Origin of the sequence: Enterococcus sp. FDAARGOS_375 (assembly GCF_002393265.1) — a bacterium.
Classification (GTDB): Bacteria; Bacillota; Bacilli; order Lactobacillales; family Enterococcaceae; genus Enterococcus_D; species Enterococcus_D innesii.
Window position 1 is genome coordinate 1,370,744 of record NZ_CP023515.1, and the last position, 20,642, is coordinate 1,391,385.

Consider the following 20,642-nt stretch of genomic DNA (forward strand, 5'->3'; position numbering starts at 1 on the left):
CCCACGAAAAAAAGACAGCACTCAAAGCGAATGCTGTCCTCTTCATTCAAAAAAGTTGTGGTTATTCAGTAACGAAGTTATCCACTTCGATTGTTGTTTGGTCACCTTTTTCAGCGGCATTCAACAATTGTTGTGCATAGATAACAAAGCTGTGGAAGCTGTGGGTTGCACCAGAAACTACATCCATGTCTGCCACAGAACCATCTTCAGCATTGACTGCAGAAACAAAAGCTTCATTGAAGTTTGGAATGAATTCTTCTGGACTTGTACCAGATTTAGCTTCCATGTTTTCGTTGTATGATGCATCATCTTTTTTCGACTCGCCGGCTTCGTTTAGGTAGTCGTAGTTTGATTCAGAGATTTTGCCGTCAGCCACAGTCATTGAGAAGACTACGCGGTAACCATTTGAGTAGTTCTTTTCTTCTAATGTATAGGTTCCGTCTTTCAAGTCGGCTCCATTGTCGATTTCAATGGTTTCCGTGTTTCCTGCTTGCGCCGCTTGAATCAATTGTTGTGCATAGTTTTGGAAGGAATCAAAGGAATGAGTCGCGCCAGAAACTACTTCGATTGAAGAAGGGCTTTGTGCGGCAACTAACTCTTCATTGAATTTAGGAATAAACTCTTCTGGGCTGATACCTGCTTTTTCTTTCATCGTTTCATTGTATTCAGTGTTTTCTGTTTTTGATTCGCCATCCGCATTGACGTTGTCATATTTTGATTCAACGATTTTGCCATCTTTGACTGTGATCTCAAAGGTAACACGGTAGTCGTTTTTATAGTTCTTTTCTTCTAAACGATATGTCCCATCTTGCATTGGCTCGCCTGCAACGACGGTTGCTTCCGTGCTTTCTGTTGATGCTGAATCGCTTGCAGAAGTTTGTGATGTACTTTCACTAGTTGACGAAGAAGCTGTATTGTTGTTGTCCGCTCCGCAACCCCCTAACAATAATGCTGCGAATGAAAATACCGCCATACCTACAATCAATTTCTTTGCTTTCATAATTATCCACCTTTTACTTGTTTATTTTCCCCACAAAAAAGTTTGTGATACATCTAACATTGTAAAGTAAATTTACGATATGTCAACCGCTTCCTTTCCGCTTTTTCTGGAAAAAATGACTTATTTTTTGATTTTCGCAAGTTTTCACGAATTTCAGGAAATATGCGTTTTTTTCATCAGAATCGTTAGACAAATGAACCATTTGTCTATATAATAGGAACGATTGTGTAATTATTATCATAGATTATTTTTATTAAGGAGAGATTTGCAATGGCAAAGAAAAACATTGTCGTTGTCGGTGCCGGTTATGCAGGCGTTTCTGCTACGAAGTACATGGCAAAGAAATTGAAAAAAGACAATGATGTTGAGATAACATTGATCGACCGTCACTCTTATCATACGATGATGACTGAACTGCATGAAGTCGCTGGAGGACGTGTAGAACCTACCGCAATTCAATATGACTTGCAGCGCTTGTTCTCACGCAAGAAAAATGTTCGTTTAGTAACCGATACAGTAACTGGGATCGATAAAGAAAATAAAACTGTCCAAACAAAATTAGGTAGCTATTCATTTGACTACTTGATCTTAGGGATGGGTGGCGAACCGAATGACTTCGGTACACCTGGCGTTAAAGAAAACGGCTTTACTTTATGGTCATTTGACGATGCTGTCCGTATTCGCGAACACATTGAAAAAACTGTCGCAAAAGCAGCGATCGAACCAGATGCAGCATTACGCAAAGCAATGTTTACCTTTGTCGTTTGTGGTTCTGGATTTACCGGGATCGAAATGATCGGTGAACTGATCGATTGGAAAGATCGTTTAGCTTCCGATTATAAATTGGACCCAAGTGAAATCAGCTTGAAAGTCGTTGAAGCAATGCCAACGATCTTAAACATGCTTGATCGTAACGATGCAGCGAAAGCAGAACGTTACTTGAAGAAAAACAATGTTGATCTTGTCTTGAATGCACCAATCGTTGAAGTGGCACCTGACCACATCAAACTAAAAGATGGTTCAACGATCCCAACCCACACATTGATCTGGACTGCTGGTGTCAAAGGAACTAGCGATGCTGCTGATTTCGGTTTAGAAACTGCTCGTGGGTTCCGTCTAGTTGCCAATGAGTATATGGAAGCAAAAGGCTACGAAGACAAAAACATCTATATTATTGGTGACTTGGTTTACTTCGAAGAATTCCCGAACACACCAACACCACAAATCGTGCAAGCAGCTGAACAAACAGGTCACACTGCAGCAACGAATATCGTTTCAGCCATCAAAGGTGGCGAAAAACATAAATTCAAAGGAAACTACCAAGGATTTATGGTTTCCATCGGTGCCAAATGGGGCGTGGCGAACTTATTCAATAAGATTCACCTGAGCGGTTTCTTAGCGATCATTATGAAACACATCGTTAACTTGAAATACTTCTTTGATATTCGTTCTGGTTACTACATGTTCCAATACTTGATGCATGAAATCTTCCACATCAAAGATGACCGGACAGTAGCCCGTGGTCACACGTCTCGTTACGGTAACGTCTTGTGGAGTGTTCCGCTTCGTATTTTCTATGGTCTTGTCTGGTTCGTTGAAGCCTTCAAGAAAATTTTGGGTACGAACGGGGAAGTCTTCAAACCTGGTACTTGGTTCGGTGAAGGTTCTTGGTTCCAAGGCAACAGCGTATTCCCTTGGACTTGGGAATATCAAACAGTCGCTGATGCAGCCAGTGGTGCTAGTGAAGCAGCCGATGCAGCAAGTGCCGCTAGTGGTGCCGGTGAAGCAGCCGATGCAGCGACACAAGCCGCACACTTCGGTTTGAGCTATGCTTACGGTGAGCAACCAATGATCGTGATTGAAAAATCACCTGACTGGTTCACAAAAGTTATGCAATTTATTATGCCAAACAACGACGTTGCCATGTTCTTCCAAAAATTCATGGTCTTCTTTGAAATTGCTTTAGCTCTTGCATTGATGGCTGGTCTCTTCACTTGGTTAGTAAACGCAACAACTATCGTTTTGGTGTTAACTTTCTGTATGTCTGGTATGTTCTACTGGGTAAACATCTGGTTCATTCCAGTTGCATTTGCCTTGATGAACGGTTCAGGACGCGCAGTCGGTTTAGACCGTTGGGTAATCCCATGGTTGCAACGTACCCTTGGAAAATGGTGGTACGGTACCCCTCGCTCCTTATATGGCAATAAATAAGCCAGCAAAATAGAATACCTGTACGACTTCATGAGACTAAGACATTCTGATTTTCAATCAGTGTCTTGGTCTCTTTCCAAGTACAGAACTTTTTCTTGATCGTCCTTGCACAGAAATCGGTGGATTATTGAGGATTCAGCTAGTAGAATCTTGTCTTCTTATGCTAGAATGAGACACATCACATGAAAGAACAGGAGTCTTTTTTGATGAAACTAAAAGAATTTATCCGCGATGCCCATTTAAAACCATGGGATGGCGTCATCATACTTGTTTTGATCCTCAGCTCTTTTTTACCGCTTTTTATTTTTGGCCAGACGCAAACGGCGGACAAAGAAGCCGTCTTACGGGTCGATGGGACAGAAATCAAACGTTTTGACTTAGTTGAAGGTCAAAAAGCATACACCTATCTTTATGAAGATGAAGACGGAGATACCAATTTACTGGAGATCGAAGGCGATCGGATCCGAATCAAGGAAGCTGATTGCGGCGACCAGATTTGTGTGCGCCGTGGCTGGGCCAGTAAAAATGGGGAAACCATCGTCTGTCTACCTCATAAATTAGTGATCGAAATCCAAGCCGCAGATGGGAGTGAGACCGACGATCTAATCTATTGATCGTTTGCTTATGAGTCGATTACAACGAATAATTTTCATCTCACTGCTGGTCGCCCAAGGGGTCGTGATTGGTTTAGTTGAAAATATGATCCCTTATCCATTTGCCTTTGCGCCTGGTGCGAAACTAGGTTTGGCAAATTTAATTACCATTATTGCTTTGTTCACCATGCCGAAAAAAGACAGTTTTCTCTTGATTTGGCTAAGACTGATTTTAACGACGTTACTAGGAGGAACGGTTTCAACCTTCTTATATAGTATGAGTGGTTCCTTACTGAGCTACTTTGGGATGTCTTTGGTGAAACAGTTGGGGCCTAAACGTGTCAGTATCATCGGCATTAGTGCGGCTGGCGGTTTCTTGCACAACGTCGGACAGTTGATCACCGCCTCATGGATCGCTCAATCCTGGAGCGTGATGCTCTACTTGCCGGTCCTGTCTTTCTTTGGGATCTTGTCCGGGATCGCTATCGGGATCGCCGCCAACTACTTGCTGCGCCGTGTCGAAACACTGCGCCGTTTTCAAATTGATTATGAACGCCAGACCAAAGTCAAATGGCGCTCGGATTCAGAATAAAGGAGTTAATTATGAAACTTCATTCCATGTGGCAAGAGTATCCAGCACTGCAAGCTGACTTATCTGCCTCCTTGCAATTGATGGAAAAATCATTAAAACTAAAAAACAAAGAGGTCGAACAAGCGATCCTGTCCATGATCCATTCAGGTGGGAAACTGCTGCGTCCTGCTTATCAGCTGCTCTTTTCTGCTTATGGCAGTGACAAAGATCGCGAGAAAGCCGTCGCATTGGCGGCTTCGATCGAGATGCTCCACACTGCCTCGCTGATCCACGACGATATCGTCGATCATGCGGACACTCGCCGCAAGCTGCCGACCATTCGTTCCGAATTTGGCAACGATGTCGCTGTCTATGCTGGTGATTACCTCTTCGTCTGCTGCTTTAAATTGATGGCGGATTATGCCAGCTCCATGAAAAGCTTGCAGATTAATTCCCGCAGTATGGAAAAAATTCTGGCCGGCGAATTAGGGCAAATGAGCAAACGATATGATTTGTCCGTCACTGTCGAGGATTACTTAGAAAACATTCGTGGCAAAACCGCTGAATTGTTTGCTTTAAGCTGCTTTATTGGGGCTTATGAAAGCGGCACTTCCTTGCGCTTTGCCAATCAAGCCCGTGAGATCGGCGAAGCCATTGGCCTTGCGTTTCAAATCATGGATGATGTCTTGGATTACAGCCAAGACGCGACTGCCTTAGGAAAACCAGTATTGGAAGATGTTCGGCAAGGCGTCTATTCTTTGCCGCTGTTGATGGCATTGAAAAATGACCGCCAACAACTGTTGCCACTGCTGGAAAAACAAGCCGCCATGACTGAGGCGGATACCCATGAAGTCTATCGGATCGTCCAAGAAAGTGCCGGGATTGACGAAGCCAAGAAACTCGCAGCCGACTACACGAAAAAAGCTTTGCAGGCGATCCAGAAATTACCTGAGACCAAAGACGAAACCAAAACGTATCTTTACCAGATCACTGCTCAGATCCTTGGGCGTCAGAACTGATCAAGGATCTAGCAAAAGCCTAGCAGCTGGAATCATACTGAAATAAGTCCCCAAGATTAGATTTTTGATCTACCTTTGGGGGCTTTTTAGTTGATAGATAGAATTTTATACGCAAAAAAAGCCTCAACGGACAAATCATCTGTCCGTTGAGGCTTTTTTTCTTTTAACGCATCGTCACAAATTCTTCTGACCCCGTCGGATGAATGGCAACGGTTTGATCAAAGTCTGCTTTCGTAGCACCCATTTTGATGGCTACAGCGAAGCCTTGCAGCATTTCATCGACACCGATCCCGATGCCGTGCAGACCGATGATTTTTTCTTCTTCTCCTAAGCACACCAATTTCATCTCACACTTTTGGCGATACTCATTTAAAGCAAAGTACATCGGTGTAAAGCGCGAACGATACACCTTTATCTGCTCTTGGCCGTATTTTTCCAAGGCTGCTTCTTCGGATAAACCAATCGTGGCAATCGGTGGATGCGTAAAGATGACCGTCGGTACTAAATTATAATCCAAGTACGCATCGCTTTGACCGTTGAACAAGCGTTCAGACAAGCGACGACCGGCGGCGATCGCAACCGGGGTCAAATCCAATTTTCCAATGACATCGCCCACTGCAAAAATCGAGTCAGCCGTAGTAGTTTGATATTTGTCCACAATGATAAACCCTTTTTCATCCAATTGGACATCGGTGTTTTCTAGGCCTAACTTATCCGTATTCGGCACGCGACCACCAGCAAAAAGGACGCAATCGCCGGTCAAGGTTTCGCCATTTTCAAAGTGAACGATATACTCGTCACCTTCTTTAATGATACGAGAGGCCACGTAGCCTGCATAAGTTTCGATCCCTGATTCTTGGTACATCTCCACGAGATTATCCGCAAGCATCTTGTCAAAGGTTCGTAATGGCCGCTCTTTGCGGTACGCCCAAGCCACTTGGCTGCCCAGCTGTTGGCTGACACCGCTGATTTCGGCTGCGATGTAGCCTGCCCCTAAGACGACCATACGCTTTGGTGCTTCTCGCAGCGCAAAAAAACCATTCGAGTCAATGGCGTACTCACCGCCGGGAATATTCATCGCGCTAGGTTTTCCACCGGTGGCGATCAAAATGTTTGCTGCATGGTAGTTTTCCCCATTGACGGTAATCGTGTGGTTATCCACAAACTGTGCATAACCGTGAATAACTTCTACATTATTGCTGTCTAAGCCTTTTTGATAGGCTGTGTGTAAAAAATCAATGTATTTTTCACGGTTATCCACAAGTTCAGTAAAATTAAATTTATCCACATGTGGATAAATGCCGTAGCTAGTTGCGTCCCGTTTGATCATTTCTAACATCTCACTGGCTTGCCACATGACTTTTTTCGGTACACAACCGACATTGACACAGGTGCCACCTAATTCATTGCCTTCGATCAATAATACTTTGGCGCCGTGCATCCCTGCACGATTGGCTGAGGCGATCCCGCCGCTGCCGCCGCCAATTACTATGTAGTCGTATGTTTCCATATTTGTTGTTTCCTCCTTGAGATTGTCTATGTTCTCATCGATCCTTTTTGGCTGGATTGATTCAACAAAAAAAGCCGAGAGAAACTCTCGACCTTATTTTTTCTTCCGAATCATGTCTCCGACTTCCACCGGTTCTTTGACCGGCATCGTCAGCAGCATCATAGGATTTGGTGCACGATCGATGGATTCACCGTCTTCATTATACATGACTTCGACGGTTTGGTGAAAGTGATGGAATCCGGGACCGTAAAATTCGATTTCATCGCCGACGGAAAAGTGGTTCCGTTGCCGAATCGTAGCTGTTTTCGTTGCCGGATCATACGCCATGACTTCCCCAATAAATTTGTATTGCGGAATTTTCCGACGTGGACCAAACAACTGCTCATTTTCACTCGGGGTATCGTAGTAAAAGCCTGACGCAAGCTCGCGCTGCGCAACTTTCCACAATTCATCGATCCATTCTTGTTTGCAGACATAGTTCTCTGGATCGGCCATGTAACTGTCCACGGCTGCTTTATAAACGTTCGCCACAGTTGAAACATAGTGGATCGATTTCATGCGGCCTTCGATTTTGAAACTATCCACGCCGTTTTCAATCAGATCAGGGATATGTTCGATCATCGACATATCCACAGCACTCATGGAAAACTCTTCTTCCACTGTCCCGTTTTTAGTCAAACTGTTTCGTTCCGTTGCAAAGGGCATGTCGAACAGATCATATTTCCAACGGCAAGATTGCGAACAGCCACCGCGATTGGCGTCTCGCATCGACATATGATTGGACAAAGTACAACGGCCAGAATACGAAATACACATGGCGCCATGAATAAAGGCTTCGATCTCCACGCTAGTATTTTTGCGGATCTCAGCGACTTCCTCCATCGACACTTCTCGGGCGAGGACGACCCGTTCTAGGCCTTCTTCCCGCCAAAATTCCAATGTTTCATAGTTCGTGGCACTAGCTTGGGTGGACAAATGGATCGGTAGACCTGGCGCTTCTGTTGCGCAGATCTGGATCAATGCGGGATCAGAAACGATCACGGCCGAAATACCGACATCTCGCAATTCCCGAAAGAATTCCCCTGCACCTTCTTGATTGCCCTCATGAGTCACCATGTTGGCTGCTACATAGACTTTTGCGTTGTGGGCTTTGGCAAAAGCCACCCCTTCCGCCATTTCTTCATAGGTAAAGTTTCCCGCGCGACTCCGTAGACCATAGGCATTGCCGCCGATATAGACAGCGTCAGCGCCATAGTGGATCGCTGTTTTTAATTTTTCTAACGTACCAGCTGGTGCTAACACTTCTGGTCGTTTCAATGCTTGTTTAACGGTCATTTGTTCTTGCTCCTTACTTGATATCGTCAGGATCGATGCCATAAAATCCAGTGTCTAACCCACGTTCTGCTGGATGAAGTTGGGCAACTTGTTCACTGAGCACAGCTGCTTGCTCTGCTTGCCACTTCCCACTTTCCACAAGGCTCTTGGCTTGGGCAAACAGTTTAGCAATTGCCACAAAGGCAGCCCCTCGTGTATAGATTCCGTCCAGCTTCCAGGTTTGAAAGCCTGTTGCGGCTAATTCCGCCAGCTGCAGCATCAAATTAATGTCGTTATTGGCAAAAATGTGCGTGCCATGGCTATCTTCATAAATGGAATAGTGGGTTTCTTCTTTTTTCGGTTCGGATAAAAACAACCCACGGTCGTGGTTCTTTTCTTCCGATTGTTGGGTATAGTTATAATAATTTTGTAAAAGCGGACGCTTCGATTGGTGAATGCAGGTCGCACCATAAACCAATACTTCCACAGGAATATTTAGTTGCGGGGCCATGATTTTCATTTCCTCGAAAGGAACTTCTCGCGCTAAAACGGCTGCCTTTGCTCCTTTTTGTCCCCAAAAATTGATTTGACGAGCGCTCGTTACTAAGGTTTCCCCTGCATAGATAAATGGCAAGGCACATTCTGGATTTTGCTTCATGCGGTAAATGATCCCAGGATCTCCGAGAGCGATTTGATCGGCTTGATTGGTCTTCAGAAATGCTAGGTATTCTGGAATCCGCTTCATTTTTTCTGGATGCATGATGCCATTGACTGCGATCGTCACTTTCTTTCCAGCTTCGTGGGCCATGTCGATCAGTCTGATTTGCTCTTCACGAGAAAAAGAGGCCGGTAGGCGCAGCCCGAATGTCTCTTCTCCAAAAAACAATGTATCAACATAAGGGATGAGCTGCTGTGCTTGCTCGATCGATTCCACCGTGGCGATAATCTCAACCATAATACTCCTCCTTTTTTCAACTCATTCATAGTATCACACAGCAGGGTTCTTTCCAAGAGGTCTCGTTACTCTTTTTTTCACGAATAGCGCTTTTCTCATTAATCAACCGTTGACATAAAGCTGTTTAGAAGGATATTTTTTTGTGAATAACCAATCATAATCAATGGAGATTTATTGATCACTACTAGACATAGCAAGACAAAAAAGCGACGTTCCTATGGATGCCGATTGCTCGACCATAGAAACGCCGCTGCCGTTATTGGCTCGACTTAAACTTGTTGCAAGACACGTGCTTGTCCCTCTTTGACATTGAGGGTGATCGATCCTTTGGAAGCACCGATCGTCACTTTGTCACCTAAATGAATTTGTCCTGATAGGAGTGCTTCACTTAAACGGTCTTCGACTTCTTTTTGCAACGCCCGACGAATCGGCCGTGCCCCATATTCTGGATCAAAACCAGCTTTACCGATCACATCGATGGCAGATGGCGTGATCTTCAATTGGATGTCTTGGTTGCCTAATCGTTTGATGATCGCTTTGCTCATGATCTTCACGATCTCGTGGATCTCCCCTTCACCTAAGGATTGGAAGACTACTGTTTCATCCACACGGTTCAAGAACTCTGGACGGAAGGCTTTTTTCAGCTCTTCTAAGATCCGTTTTTGCATCGCTTGGTGATCTTTCGTTAAATCAGTGACATTAAAACCAACGCTTTTTTCTTCGCGGATTTGTTGGGCACCGATATTAGAGGTCATGATCAAAATCGTGTTACGGAAATCGACCTTCCGACCTTTGGCATCCGTCAAATGGCCATCATCCAGCACTTGCAAGAGGATATTGAAGACATCGGGATGGGCTTTTTCCACCTCGTCCAATAAGATGACGGAGTAAGGTTTTGAACGGATTTTTTCCGTCAATTGCCCACCTTCATCATAGCCGACATAGCCTGGCGGTGAACCGATCAAACGGCTCGTGCTGTATTTTTCCATAAATTCGGACATATCGACACGAACCAAGGCATCTTCACTACCAAACATCGCTTCTGCTAAGGCTTTGGCAAGCTCGGTTTTCCCGACACCAGTCGGACCTAAGAACATGAAGGAACCGATTGGGCGATTCGGATCTTTCAACCCACTGCGGGCGCGGCGGATCGAACGAGCGACTGCTTTGACCGCTTCTTCTTGGCCAACTACCCGTTGATGCAAGATCTTTTCAAGATCCAACAAGCGTTCGCTTTCTTTTTTCTCCATCTGTTGCAAAGGTACGCCGGTCCATTGGGAAACGACCGTGGCAACATCTTCTGCAGTAACACTATCGGCATAGCCTGAGGCTTCTTTGACTTCCATAAACGCTACTTCCGTCAGCTGTTGGGTCAATTTCTTTTCCTTGATCCGTAGACGAGCTGCTGCTTCAAAATCTTGCTGACGAATAGCGGCTTCTTTTTCTTCAATCAAGTTGGCGATCTCGTTTTGCAGATCTGCCAACTCCGAACTTTCATCGGTTTTGTCTAGACGCACTTTGGCAGCTGATTCATCCATCAAATCGATGGCTTTATCTGGTAATTGGCGCGAATTGATGTAGCGCACGGACAATTGCACAGCGGCGTGTAACGCATCATCAGAAATTTCCACCCCATGATGTTCTTCATAACGAGGACGCAATCCTCGTAAAATTTCTTCCGCTTCTTCTGGTGTTGGTTCGTCGACTTGCACCCGAGCAAAACGGCGTTCTAACGCAGAATCTTTTTCAATGTATTTTTGGTACTCATCTAGCGTTGTGGCACCGATGGTTTGCAATTCTCCACGGGCTAAGGCTGGTTTCAGAATATTCGAGGCATCAATCGCCCCTTCGGCTCCGCCGGCCCCAATCAGTGTATGCAATTCATCAATGAATAAGATGATTTGACCATCTTGATAGATCTCATCGATGATTTTTTTCATTCGGTCCTCAAATTCCCCACGGTATTTCGTTCCGGCAACTAAAGCCCCCATGTCCAGCATCATCAAGCGTTTGTTTTGCATGTCTTCTGGGACTTCCCCATTGATGATTTTTTGGGCTAAGCCTTCGGCGATCGCGGTTTTCCCAACACCAGGTTCCCCCACGAGAACAGGGTTGTTTTTGGTCCGACGGCTAAGGATCTGGATCAACCGCTTGACTTCTTTGGCACGCCCGACAACAGGATCTAGGCGTTTTTCACGGGCTAATTTGGTCAAATCACGGGCTAAGGAATCCAAGGTCGGTGTTCCTTGCTGCGCTTTGGCTTGGGCTGGACGACGACGACCAGCACTTCCGTTGGTTTTGCTTTCATTGAAGCCCATTTTTTTCTTCAAAAGCTGACGCATTTTCGCGAGACTCAAGCCGAGATTCAGCATGATTCGTGAAGCCAAAATGTCTTCGTCTCTTAATAAGCCTAATAATAGATGTTCAGTACCAATTTGTGGTGCCCCTAAGCGTTTGGCTTCATCCCCTGCATAAGCAAATGTATGTTTTGCTCGTGGCGAATACGCGAGATAGGCGTTTTCTGGGTATTGACGAACGGTGCCGTACCCTGTTAAATGTTCGATTTCTTCACGAATATCGTTTTCTGTGATATTCATTTCCCGCAAGGTTTTGCCGGCGATCCCGTTTTGTTCAATGACCAATGCCAATAGAATGTGTTCAGAACCTACTGCTTGGTGCTTAAAGTATTTTGCTTCTTCTTGGGCGATAGCCAAAACGGCTTTCGCGCGTTGGGTGAATAATTCATCCATCTCTTTCACTTCCTGTCTTCGTAACTTAATCGTTCTAGAATTGCATGGAGCAAATCAGCTCGTGTTCTATTTTCATAAGGAGAACGTCCTAGAACTGCTTTCGCGATGACGGTCAACAATAAATTGCCTTCTCGCTTGGACAGGATTCCTTCCTCATAAAGTTTCTGGATTATTGCATATGCATCTTTTTCCGAGATGGTTTCATCGAATAATTGATTCATTTCTTTTAAGTAGTGGTGGCTGTCCGTGATTTTGACTTTCTCGATCCGAATATAGCCGCCCCCGCCGCGTTTGCTTTCAACCGCATAGCCTCTTTGAACGGTAAAGCGGGTATTGATCACGTAATTTATTTGTGAGGGCACGCAGTTGAACAAATTTGCCATTTCTGCGCGACGAATCTCAATGGTTTCACTGTCTTCAAGAATTTTCTTCAAATATGCTTCAATCAAATCGGAAGTATTGTGATGACTCAATTCATTCCCTCCCTTGACTAATTCTGACCTTCATTATACCCAATTTTTGAATCCTTGGAAAGATGTACGCTTGCACAAATGGCCGGACTAAAGGAAATTTTAAAGACACCTGTGCCTCACTATAAGGTTTAGAAACAAAAACAAGCAGCTAGATGGGGAACAAAAAGAAAATTCTTTGGTCCCCGTAGGCTGCTTGGTTAAAGTATTTGGTTTTAGCTAGTTTCTAATCACTTTCTGAGCTACTTTCACTCGTAGCGCTTGAATCAGAGGAATCATCTGAACTACTGCTTGGCGTCGATGAGGACGAATCATCTGGTTCAGGTCCTCTAGAGATCGTGACCGTTACAGTAGAGCCAACTTCGACGGAGGTTCCAGCACCTGGAGAGACACGGACAACATGTCCAGCTGGTACCGAGTCATTATAGCCGTCCTCTTCCTCAAAAGTTGAGTCCAATCCCGCTTCATTCAAGTCTGCTTCTGCATCGGCTTGGCTTTTGCCAACGATTCTCGGTACATTGACCATTTCCTGCCCACTGCTGACCGTCAAAGTGATGGTCGTTTGAGAAGTCACCACCGTTTCACCTGTTGCGGGTGCTTGGGCGATGATCGTGCCTGATGGTTGACTGCTAGATTGATAGTTCACTTCGATCTGTGATCGGTCGACACCGCGAGAAGTCAATGCTGCTCGTGCATCTGCCTCTGTCATGCCATAATAGTTGTCCATTGCGAAGCTATCTGGTCCGGAGCTGACCTTAAAGGTGATTTCGTCTTCTGCTGGGGAAACTTCCCGCCCTGCTGCTGGTGATTGACTGATAATATCCCCTTCATCGACATCATCTGACGACTCTAGCTCTTCTTTGATTCTGTCTTCATCAAAGCCCAAATCGATCAACTCTTTTTTGACATCATCAAAGGAACGACCTTCATAGTCATCAAGGGTGATTTTCTTCGTTCCACTACTGATGTAGAGAGTCACGACGGAATTCTTTTTGACTTCATTGCCTTCTGGGGGATCGGTTTTGACGACATTGCCTGCTTCGACTTCATCATCTTCGATTTCTTCCACCTCGTCTGCCACTTTCAAACCGGCGGCTTCCAGTTCGGCCCGAGCGGCGGCTTCTGTCTGACCACTGACTTCAGGAATTGCCACATCTCCCCGACCACCGCCGAATAGGAAGTAACTGCCTATCCCTAGCAGTGCGATCACCATAATGATTGGCAGCAGTAGCCAGCGCTTGCGTTTTTTCTTTTTCGGCTGCGCCGCTTCTTCAGCTTGATCCGCAGCCGTTTCTGCCACGGGTTCTTCCACTGGCGGCGTTTCGACTTGGGCTGCTTCCACAGGGGTCAGCACTCTCGTTTCATCCATCAGGGCATGAGGTTCCCATCTCGGTTCATTGAGCCGTTCAGGAGACAGCACGGTATCGAGATCCGCCCGCATTTCATCGGCGGTCTTGTAACGATCCGCCGGTTCTTTGGCGGTCGCCTTCAACACGACGTTTTCCAACGATTGCGGAACATTTTTGTCATAGATCCGAATCGACGGGATCTCATCTTGGAAGTGTTTCAAGGCGATCGTTACGGCTGATTCGCCATCAAAGGGTACTTTGCCGGTTAAAATTTCATAGAGGATGATCCCAATCGCATAAATATCTGATTGATTGGTGGCCATACTGCCTCGTGCTTGTTCTGGTGACAGATAATGCACCGAACCTAGCATCGAGTTGGTTTGGGTGATCGACGTTTCGGATAGGGCGATCGCGATCCCAAAATCGGTGATTTTCACCACGCCGTCTTCATTGATCAGCACATTCTGGGGCTTTAGGTCCCGGTGAATGATGCGGTGCTGATGGGCCAATGCCACCGCTGATAAGATTTGTTGGATGATATCAACGATCTGCAAATAAGGTACGGGATAGTGCGTTTGGATATAGCGCTTGAGATCCATTCCTTTGACATATTCCATCACCAAAAACTGCATGCCGTCTTCTTCACCGACATCATAAACGGTTACGATGTTGGGATGAACCAGCTCAGTCGCCGCCAAGGCTTCTCGTTGAAAGCGCCGAATCGCACTTTGGTCGTTTTGGAAGTCAAAACGAAGCACTTTGATTGCCACTTCACGGTCTAAGATCAAGTCATGCGCCAAAAACACATTTGCCATTCCGCCGCTGCCGATATTGCCGATGATTTTATATCGGCCGTTTATCTTCTTCCCAATTTCGATCATGGGCGCTCTCCTCCAACTTTAATCAATAATACCGTGATATTGTCGACACCGCCGCGTTCGTTGGCTTGATCGATCAATGATTGCACTGCTTCTTCCAGCTCAGGGGTTTCTTGGATCGTTGCTGTGATCTCTTCATCTGAGACCATGTTGGTCAATCCGTCTGAACACAGCAGCAAATAATCCCCGTCTGCAATAAAGTGGATCGCCACATCGACTTCGACTTCGCTTGGCATACCGATCGAGCGGGTCAAAACGTTTTTGCGAGGATGATTCAAGGCCATTTCTGCTGTGATTTGTCCTGACTTCACCAATTCATTGACCAGTGAATGGTCCTCTGTGATTTGGGTCAGCACTTGATTGCGTAAAAGATAGGCACGGCTGTCCCCGACATTGGCGATCGTAAACTGGTCGCCTAATAAGGCCACAGCAATGATCGTGGTGCCCATGCCGCTAAGTTCTTCTTGTTCTTGTCCTTTTTGGAAAATCACTTGGCTTTCCGCTTGGATTTTTTGGATCAGCCATTGGGCAGTTTTTTCACTATCTGTCAGTTCTGTCTGTTCCCAAGCGGTGCCGATCTCACTGACTGCTTGACGGCTAGCGACATCTCCGGCCCGGTGGCCCCCCATGCCATCGGCAAGCAAGGCCAATGTCACATTGGCTTTATTTACATAGGTTGCTGCAAAATCTTGGTTTGTGTTGCGACGTTTGCCGACATCTGTTTGAAAACGAATCTCCAATTTCTTTCACCTCGTTACTTTTTGCGTAGACAACTGATAAAAAAGCCATCTGTCATAAAATCTTGCGGATAGATCGTCAACATATCCTCTTGAACAGCTTCAGCTGCCAGCGGTCCTACCGCAAGAGGCATTTGCTCAAATTCAGGATGGTCAGCGAGAAACGCTGCCACGACTTGTTGATTTTCTTCCGCTAGAATCGTACATGTGCTGTAGACCATTATACCCGATTTTTTCAAGGTTGGGGCGGCACTTTCCAAAATCTCTCGCTGAATCTGCGGCAAGCGTTGGAAATCGGCTTCCGTCTTGCTGTATTTGATGTCTGGCTTACGGCGCATCAATCCTAGTCCAGAACAAGGGGCATCCACTAAGATGCGATCAAATTGTTCGGGTGCAAAGGTTTGAGCCGTCTCCCGCGCATCCATCACGCGGGTTTCCACAACTGCTTCTACGCCTAAACGTTGGGCATTTTGCTGAATCAGCTTAACCTTATGGGCATGGATATCCAGTGCTGTCACTTTGCCGCCCTCTGCGGCAGACAAGAAGGCAGCGATATGGGTCGTTTTGCCTCCTGGTGCGGCGCAGGCATCCAATACTTGATGGTCCCGAGCTACTTGTAAAACGGGGGCAACCAGCATCGAACTTTCATCTTGGATCGTCAGTAAGCCTTCTTTGTAGAGGGAAGAGCCCGCCATAAAGCCTTTGTCAGCCACAACCCCATAGGGGGAAAGCTCACTTGGCCGTGCGTCGATGCCTTCTTCTTGCAGCCGCTCGATCGCTGCTGCTTGCGAGATGCGCTGCAGATCGATACGACCACTGGCATGATTGGGTTCAAATAGGGCATAGCCCAGCTCACTGGTTTCTTCGATCCCAATTTGTTTGACTAGTTTCTTCGTTAGCCACAGGGGCAAACTGATTTCCGTTGCTAGACGTTCCATTGGGTCTTTGATCAATGCCAAGTCTGGCACTCCTTGTCGTTGGATCGTGCGCAGCACCCCATTGACGAATTTACCGGTTCCCGGATTGCCTTTGGCTTTCGCGATATCCACGGCTTCATGAATGATGGCATGGGCGGGTACTTTATCGAGATACAGCATCTGATACAAGGAAAGCCGCAGCAGCGTTTTGACCCACGGATCGACTTTGCGGGCATTTTTAATAAACCGGTCCAAATAATAATCCAATAAAAGCTGACGACTGATGGTGCCGTACACCAATTCAGTCAATAAGCGACCGTCTTTGTCATTTAAACGCCCTTGATTCATCAATTCCCGCAGCAGTAGATTGGAATAAGCGCCGCCTTTTTCGATTCGTAACAACGCTTCTAGGGCCACAAAGCGCACTGTATATTGTATGTCTACAAGATTACGCTTCATAGGTACCTACCTGATCTCCTTTTTGAATCTGTTGTCCACTGCCGTTTAAGAATGCGGCAATGTCTTGTCGGCCTTTTCCAGCTGGCTGCAATTCATCGATAGCCAATACCGTGCCTTCACCACAAGCGATCAGCAACGTTTTTTTCGTCCGTTCAATGATCGTTCCTGGCTGGGCTGTCGTCGTTTGCTCCAGCGGTGTTACTTGCCAAAGCTTCCAGCGGTTGCCGTTTTGTGTCGTAAAAGCGATTGGCCATGGCCGCATGCCTCGGACTTGGGCGTCGATTTGCACCGCCGTTTTCTGCCAGTCGATGGCTTCTTGTTCACGGCTGATATTCGGCGAGAAGGTTACTTTCGCTTCTTCTTGCGGAACTGGCTGCAGCTCTCCTGACAAGATTTTCGGCACAGTTTCCAGCAGCAAGTCTTTGCCTAATAGGCTCAACTTATCAAACATTGTCCCCACATCATCTTGTGCCGTGATCGGCAAACGAGCTTGAGCAAAAATACCGCCAGCATCCATTTTTTTGATCATTTCCATGATGGTTACACCCGTTTCTTGCTCCCCTTCCATGATGGCATAATGCACAGGTGCCCCGCCCCGGTATTTCGGCAGTAGGGACGCATGAACGTTGATAGCGCCATACTTCGGTACTTCTAGTAAAGCACTAGGTAAAAATTGGCCGAAAGCTGCCGTGATCAGCAGATCGGGTGCTAAAGCTTGAATCTGCTCCATTTCTGGTGACCCACTGATTTTTTCTGGTTGTAAAACCAACAAGCCATGCTTCAACGCCGCTTCTTTGACGGGTGTCGGAGTGATGGTTTTTTTGCGACCGACGGGACGATCCGGCTGGGTCACGACTGCTGCCACTTCATAGCCGGCTTCAAGCAAGCCTTCTAAAATTGGGACGGAAAACGCCGGGGTACCCATAAAGACGATTTTAGTCATTTTCATGTTCCTCCATATACTTTTCTAAGTCTTCTTCAGGAATGCGTTCGACGAGCTTGTCGACAAACAGCACGCCATTTAAATGATCGATCTCATGCTGCATCGCCCGCGCCAAGTAACCGAATGCTTCCACTTCCATTTCTTCTCCTTCTCGATCGAAATAGCGGACAGTGATCTCGTCTGCTCGTTTGACGGTCCCGAAGGTGTGAGGAATACTCAAGCAGCCTTCCACATCCAGGGATTCACCAGAAGAAGCGATGATCTCAGGGTTGATCATTTCAAAGCGATCGTCTTCTTCGACTTCCACGATCGCCACTTGCAGGTTTTTGCCGACTTGCGGTGCGGCAATACCGATCCCATCGTGGGCAACCATCGTTTCATAAAGGTCGTCTAGTAGCTGAACGAGCTCATCGGTAATTACTTTGACGGGTTTTGCTTGCCGACGAAGACGTTCATCGGGGGTAATAATAATAGGATAACGCATATTTTCTCCTCTAAATAAAATTCAACGGCTCTTGGTCAATCGACACGTACAATCCTTTGCGCTGATCGATTTGACTTTGATCCAACAGACGGGTCAACAAAGCAGGTAGCTGCGGTTCATTTTTGTATTTAATGATCAATTGGTAGTAATAACGGTTTTTCACCCGCAAAATCGCACTTGGTGCCGGCCCCAACAAAATACTTTGCGGTGACAGCTCCTGCTGCAGATCCCGCGCGATCGCAAACATCTTCTGAGCGGCGACTTGCTCTTCGGGATGGCTGCAGGTGATTTTGACGGTGAAATAGTACGGTGGATAACCGCTTTGGTGCCGCATCCACATCTCTTTTTGATAGAAATCTTCGTAGTCTTGCGACTGCGCCAACTGGATGGCATAGTGCTCAGGGTTGAATGTTTGGATCACCACTTCGCCGGTTTTTTCCGCCCGACCTGCCCGACCACTGACCTGAGTCAGCAGCTGGAACGTCCGTTCACTCGAACGAAAATCTGGCAAATTCAAGGCGGTATCGGCATTCAAGACCCCTACCAGTGTGATATCAGGAAAATCCAAGCCTTTGGCGATCATTTGAGTCCCTAACAAAATATCCGCTTTTTTCTCCCCAAACAAGGTCAAGATTTTTTCATGGGCGCCTTTTTTTCGGGTGGTATCGACATCCATCCGTAAGACCCGCGCTTCAGGAAACAGTTCCTTCAACTCTTCTTCCACTTTTTGCGTGCCCGTTCCGTAATAACGGATCTTGTCTGCATTGCAGTTGGGGCAACGATGGGGGATGTGTTCTTCATGCCCGCAATAATGACAGCGCATCGTTTTGGTATCCATATGCAGCGTCAAGGAGATGTCGCAATTTGGACAAGGCAAAACATACCCGCAATCGCGGCACATCACGAAGGAAGAGTAGCCGCGCCGATTCAGCAGCAAGACGATCTGTTCTTTGCGGGCCAATCGGTCTGTGATTTTTTCCTGTAACGGACGAGAAAAGGTTTGATACTTTTTGTTGGCAAATTCGGTACGCATATCCACGACTTCGATCTGCGGTAATTGCGCACTGGTTTTTGCCCGTTGATTCAGTTTCAATAAGCGGTAAACTTCTTTTTGGGCCCGAGCACGAGATTCTAATGATGGCGTCGCACTGCCTAACACCACTGGACAGTGATGGTACTGACTGCGCCAAATCGCTAAATCTCTCGCATGGTAACGAGGGGCTTCCTCTTGCTTGTAGGAGGCTTCGTGCTCCTCATCGACGATGATGACCCCGATGTTTTTCAACGGAGCAAAAATCGCCGAACGGGCGCCAACCACCACCTGCGCCTCCCCACGTTCGATCTTACGCCATTCATCGTATTTTTCACCTTGGGACAAGCCGCTGTGTAAAACAGCCACTGCGTCGCCGAGACGGCTTTTAAAGCGTTCGACCATTTGCGGGGTCAAAGCGATCTCCGGTACGAGCATGATCGCGGTTTTGCCTTGTTTCAGCAATTGGGCGATCGCTTGTAGATAGACTTCTGTTTTTCCACTGCCGGTGATCCCTTCCAGTAAAAAAGTCTGTGCCTCTTGGTTATCCGCACAAGCAGTGATTTGCGCTACTGCAGCTGCCTGTTCTTCATTTAATTCAAGGGGGACCGTTTTTTGAAATTGACGGTCTTTGTAAGGATCACGGTAGGCTTCAACTTCCGTAAAGGTCAGCCAGCCAGCTTCTTGCGCTTGGTTCAAAGCCGCGGTGGAAATCCCTTGTTCGGTAAAAAAGGAAACCGGCAAGCGGGCTTCCTCTGTCAAAATCTGTAAGATTTCCAGCTTGCGTTTGGCCCCTTTGCGCAGCTGTTGCTGGACGGCGGAGATTTCTGCTGGCTCGATCTTGCGTTCAATGTAACGGGTCATTTTCGCTTTGTTTTTATTTTTCACGAGATACTGCAATTCAACTACTGCGGCTTCCCGCAAAGGCTTCAACTGCGGCAGCAGCCCTGCACTTTCGGCGTCTTGCCAGCTGAGGATGCCGTTTTCGGGAAAATATTCTTTGATGGGATGATTTCCTTCCAGCAAAACGATCTGCTTTTGGTACTCGGCTTTCATCACACTAGGCAGCATCGTCTGCAAGCAAGTAATCTTAAAGGCAAAGGTCGTTTCCTTCATGTAGTCGGCTAATTGGAGAAGTTCTTCATTGACGACAGGCGACAAATCCAACAAACGAACGATTGGTTTTAAGGTCTGCTGCGGTTCGGCAACTTCTGAAAGGCCGACGACGAACCCTTGGATATGGCGGTCGCCCTTGCCAAATGGCACTTCGACCCGCATCCCTGTCTCAATGGCGGCTTGTAATTCTGATGGGATCAGATAGGTAAAAGGCTGATCGGTCTGCATCGTGGGAACATCCACGATCACTTCTGCTATGTACGCCATTTCTTCTCCTCCTTTTAGGTTCTATTTTACTAAATGGGTGGGGGTTTGTCTGTACCCCTTACAAAAATT

General features: G+C 46.5%; 16 protein-coding genes. 4 read left to right on the forward strand and 12 right to left on the reverse strand.

Translation table 11 applies throughout. The annotated features are described in order from the left end of the window. Positions 1–61 precede the first annotated feature (61 nt). Complete coding sequence (gene pplA / locus CO692_RS07595) at positions 62–1,000, reverse strand: extracellular electron transfer flavoprotein PplA (RefSeq protein WP_077454144.1); 939 nt, start codon at positions 998–1,000, stop codon at positions 62–64. Positions 1,001–1,270: 270 nt separating this feature from the next. Here pplA and CO692_RS07600 point away from each other — a divergent pair, with 270 nt between their 5' ends. The 4 genes from CO692_RS07600 (at position 1,271) to CO692_RS07615 (ending at position 5,394) form a co-directional block, all read left to right on the forward strand. Next, on the forward strand, positions 1,271–3,211 hold the full coding sequence (locus CO692_RS07600) for an NAD(P)/FAD-dependent oxidoreductase (RefSeq protein ID WP_096741970.1): 1,941 nt from the start codon (positions 1,271–1,273) through the stop codon (positions 3,209–3,211). A 206-nt stretch (positions 3,212–3,417) separates the two neighbouring features. Next, positions 3,418–3,825: a NusG domain II-containing protein gene (locus tag CO692_RS07605; RefSeq protein ID WP_005230326.1), complete on the forward strand. Its 408-nt coding sequence runs from the start codon at positions 3,418–3,420 to the stop codon at positions 3,823–3,825. A 10-nt stretch (positions 3,826–3,835) separates the two neighbouring features. Next, positions 3,836–4,396 carry a Gx transporter family protein gene (locus tag CO692_RS07610; protein ID WP_005232987.1) on the forward strand — a complete coding sequence of 187 codons (561 nt, stop codon included), beginning with the start codon at positions 3,836–3,838 and terminating at the stop codon, positions 4,394–4,396. Between the two features lie 11 nt (positions 4,397–4,407). Beyond that, entirely contained in the window at positions 4,408–5,394 is a 987-nt protein-coding gene (locus tag CO692_RS07615; RefSeq protein WP_186366415.1) for a polyprenyl synthetase family protein, read from the forward strand. Between the two features lie 163 nt (positions 5,395–5,557). Here the strand turns inward: CO692_RS07615 and gor are convergent, their stop codons facing one another. The 11 genes from gor to priA all read right to left on the reverse strand — a co-directional run bounded on the left by gor (position 5,558) and on the right by priA (position 20,573). Then, positions 5,558–6,904: a glutathione-disulfide reductase gene (gene gor, locus CO692_RS07620; protein WP_096741972.1), complete on the reverse strand. Its 1,347-nt coding sequence runs from the start codon at positions 6,902–6,904 to the stop codon at positions 5,558–5,560. Positions 6,905–6,997: 93 nt separating this feature from the next. Continuing rightward, entirely contained in the window at positions 6,998–8,239 is a 1,242-nt protein-coding gene (locus CO692_RS07625; RefSeq protein WP_008381725.1) for a peptidase U32 family protein, read from the reverse strand. Between the two features lie 13 nt (positions 8,240–8,252). Further along, positions 8,253–9,173 carry a peptidase U32 family protein gene (locus CO692_RS07630; RefSeq protein WP_096741973.1) on the reverse strand — a complete coding sequence of 307 codons (921 nt, stop codon included), beginning with the start codon at positions 9,171–9,173 and terminating at the stop codon, positions 8,253–8,255. 269 nt (positions 9,174–9,442) lie between these two features. Beyond that, complete coding sequence (locus CO692_RS07635) at positions 9,443–11,923, reverse strand: ATP-dependent Clp protease ATP-binding subunit (RefSeq protein WP_008381720.1); 2,481 nt, start codon at positions 11,921–11,923, stop codon at positions 9,443–9,445. A gap of 5 nt (positions 11,924–11,928) precedes the next feature. After that, positions 11,929–12,396 carry a CtsR family transcriptional regulator gene (locus tag CO692_RS07640; protein WP_005230319.1) on the reverse strand — a complete coding sequence of 156 codons (468 nt, stop codon included), beginning with the start codon at positions 12,394–12,396 and terminating at the stop codon, positions 11,929–11,931. Positions 12,397–12,619: 223 nt separating this feature from the next. Continuing rightward, positions 12,620–14,623 carry a Stk1 family PASTA domain-containing Ser/Thr kinase gene (pknB, locus tag CO692_RS07645; RefSeq protein ID WP_096741974.1) on the reverse strand — a complete coding sequence of 668 codons (2,004 nt, stop codon included), beginning with the start codon at positions 14,621–14,623 and terminating at the stop codon, positions 12,620–12,622. Next, positions 14,620–15,360, reverse strand: coding sequence for a Stp1/IreP family PP2C-type Ser/Thr phosphatase (locus tag CO692_RS07650; RefSeq protein ID WP_077454136.1), 741 nt, complete (start codon positions 15,358–15,360; stop codon positions 14,620–14,622). The genes pknB and CO692_RS07650 overlap by 4 nt, the downstream gene beginning before the upstream one ends. Positions 15,361–15,374: 14 nt before the next feature. Then, entirely contained in the window at positions 15,375–16,733 is a 1,359-nt protein-coding gene (gene rsmB / locus CO692_RS07655; protein WP_096741975.1) for a 16S rRNA (cytosine(967)-C(5))-methyltransferase RsmB, read from the reverse strand. Continuing rightward, a complete protein-coding gene (gene fmt, locus CO692_RS07660; RefSeq protein WP_096741976.1) occupies positions 16,723–17,676 on the reverse strand; it encodes a methionyl-tRNA formyltransferase in 954 nt (317 codons plus the stop codon). Before fmt ends, rsmB begins: the two co-directional genes overlap by 11 nt. Further along, entirely contained in the window at positions 17,669–18,160 is a 492-nt protein-coding gene (gene def / locus CO692_RS07665) for a peptide deformylase (protein ID WP_005230314.1), read from the reverse strand. Before def ends, fmt begins: the two co-directional genes overlap by 8 nt. 10 nt (positions 18,161–18,170) lie before the next feature. Then, positions 18,171–20,573, reverse strand: coding sequence for a primosomal protein N' (gene priA, locus CO692_RS07670; protein ID WP_096741977.1), 2,403 nt, complete (start codon positions 20,571–20,573; stop codon positions 18,171–18,173). Positions 20,574–20,642 lie beyond the last annotated feature (69 nt).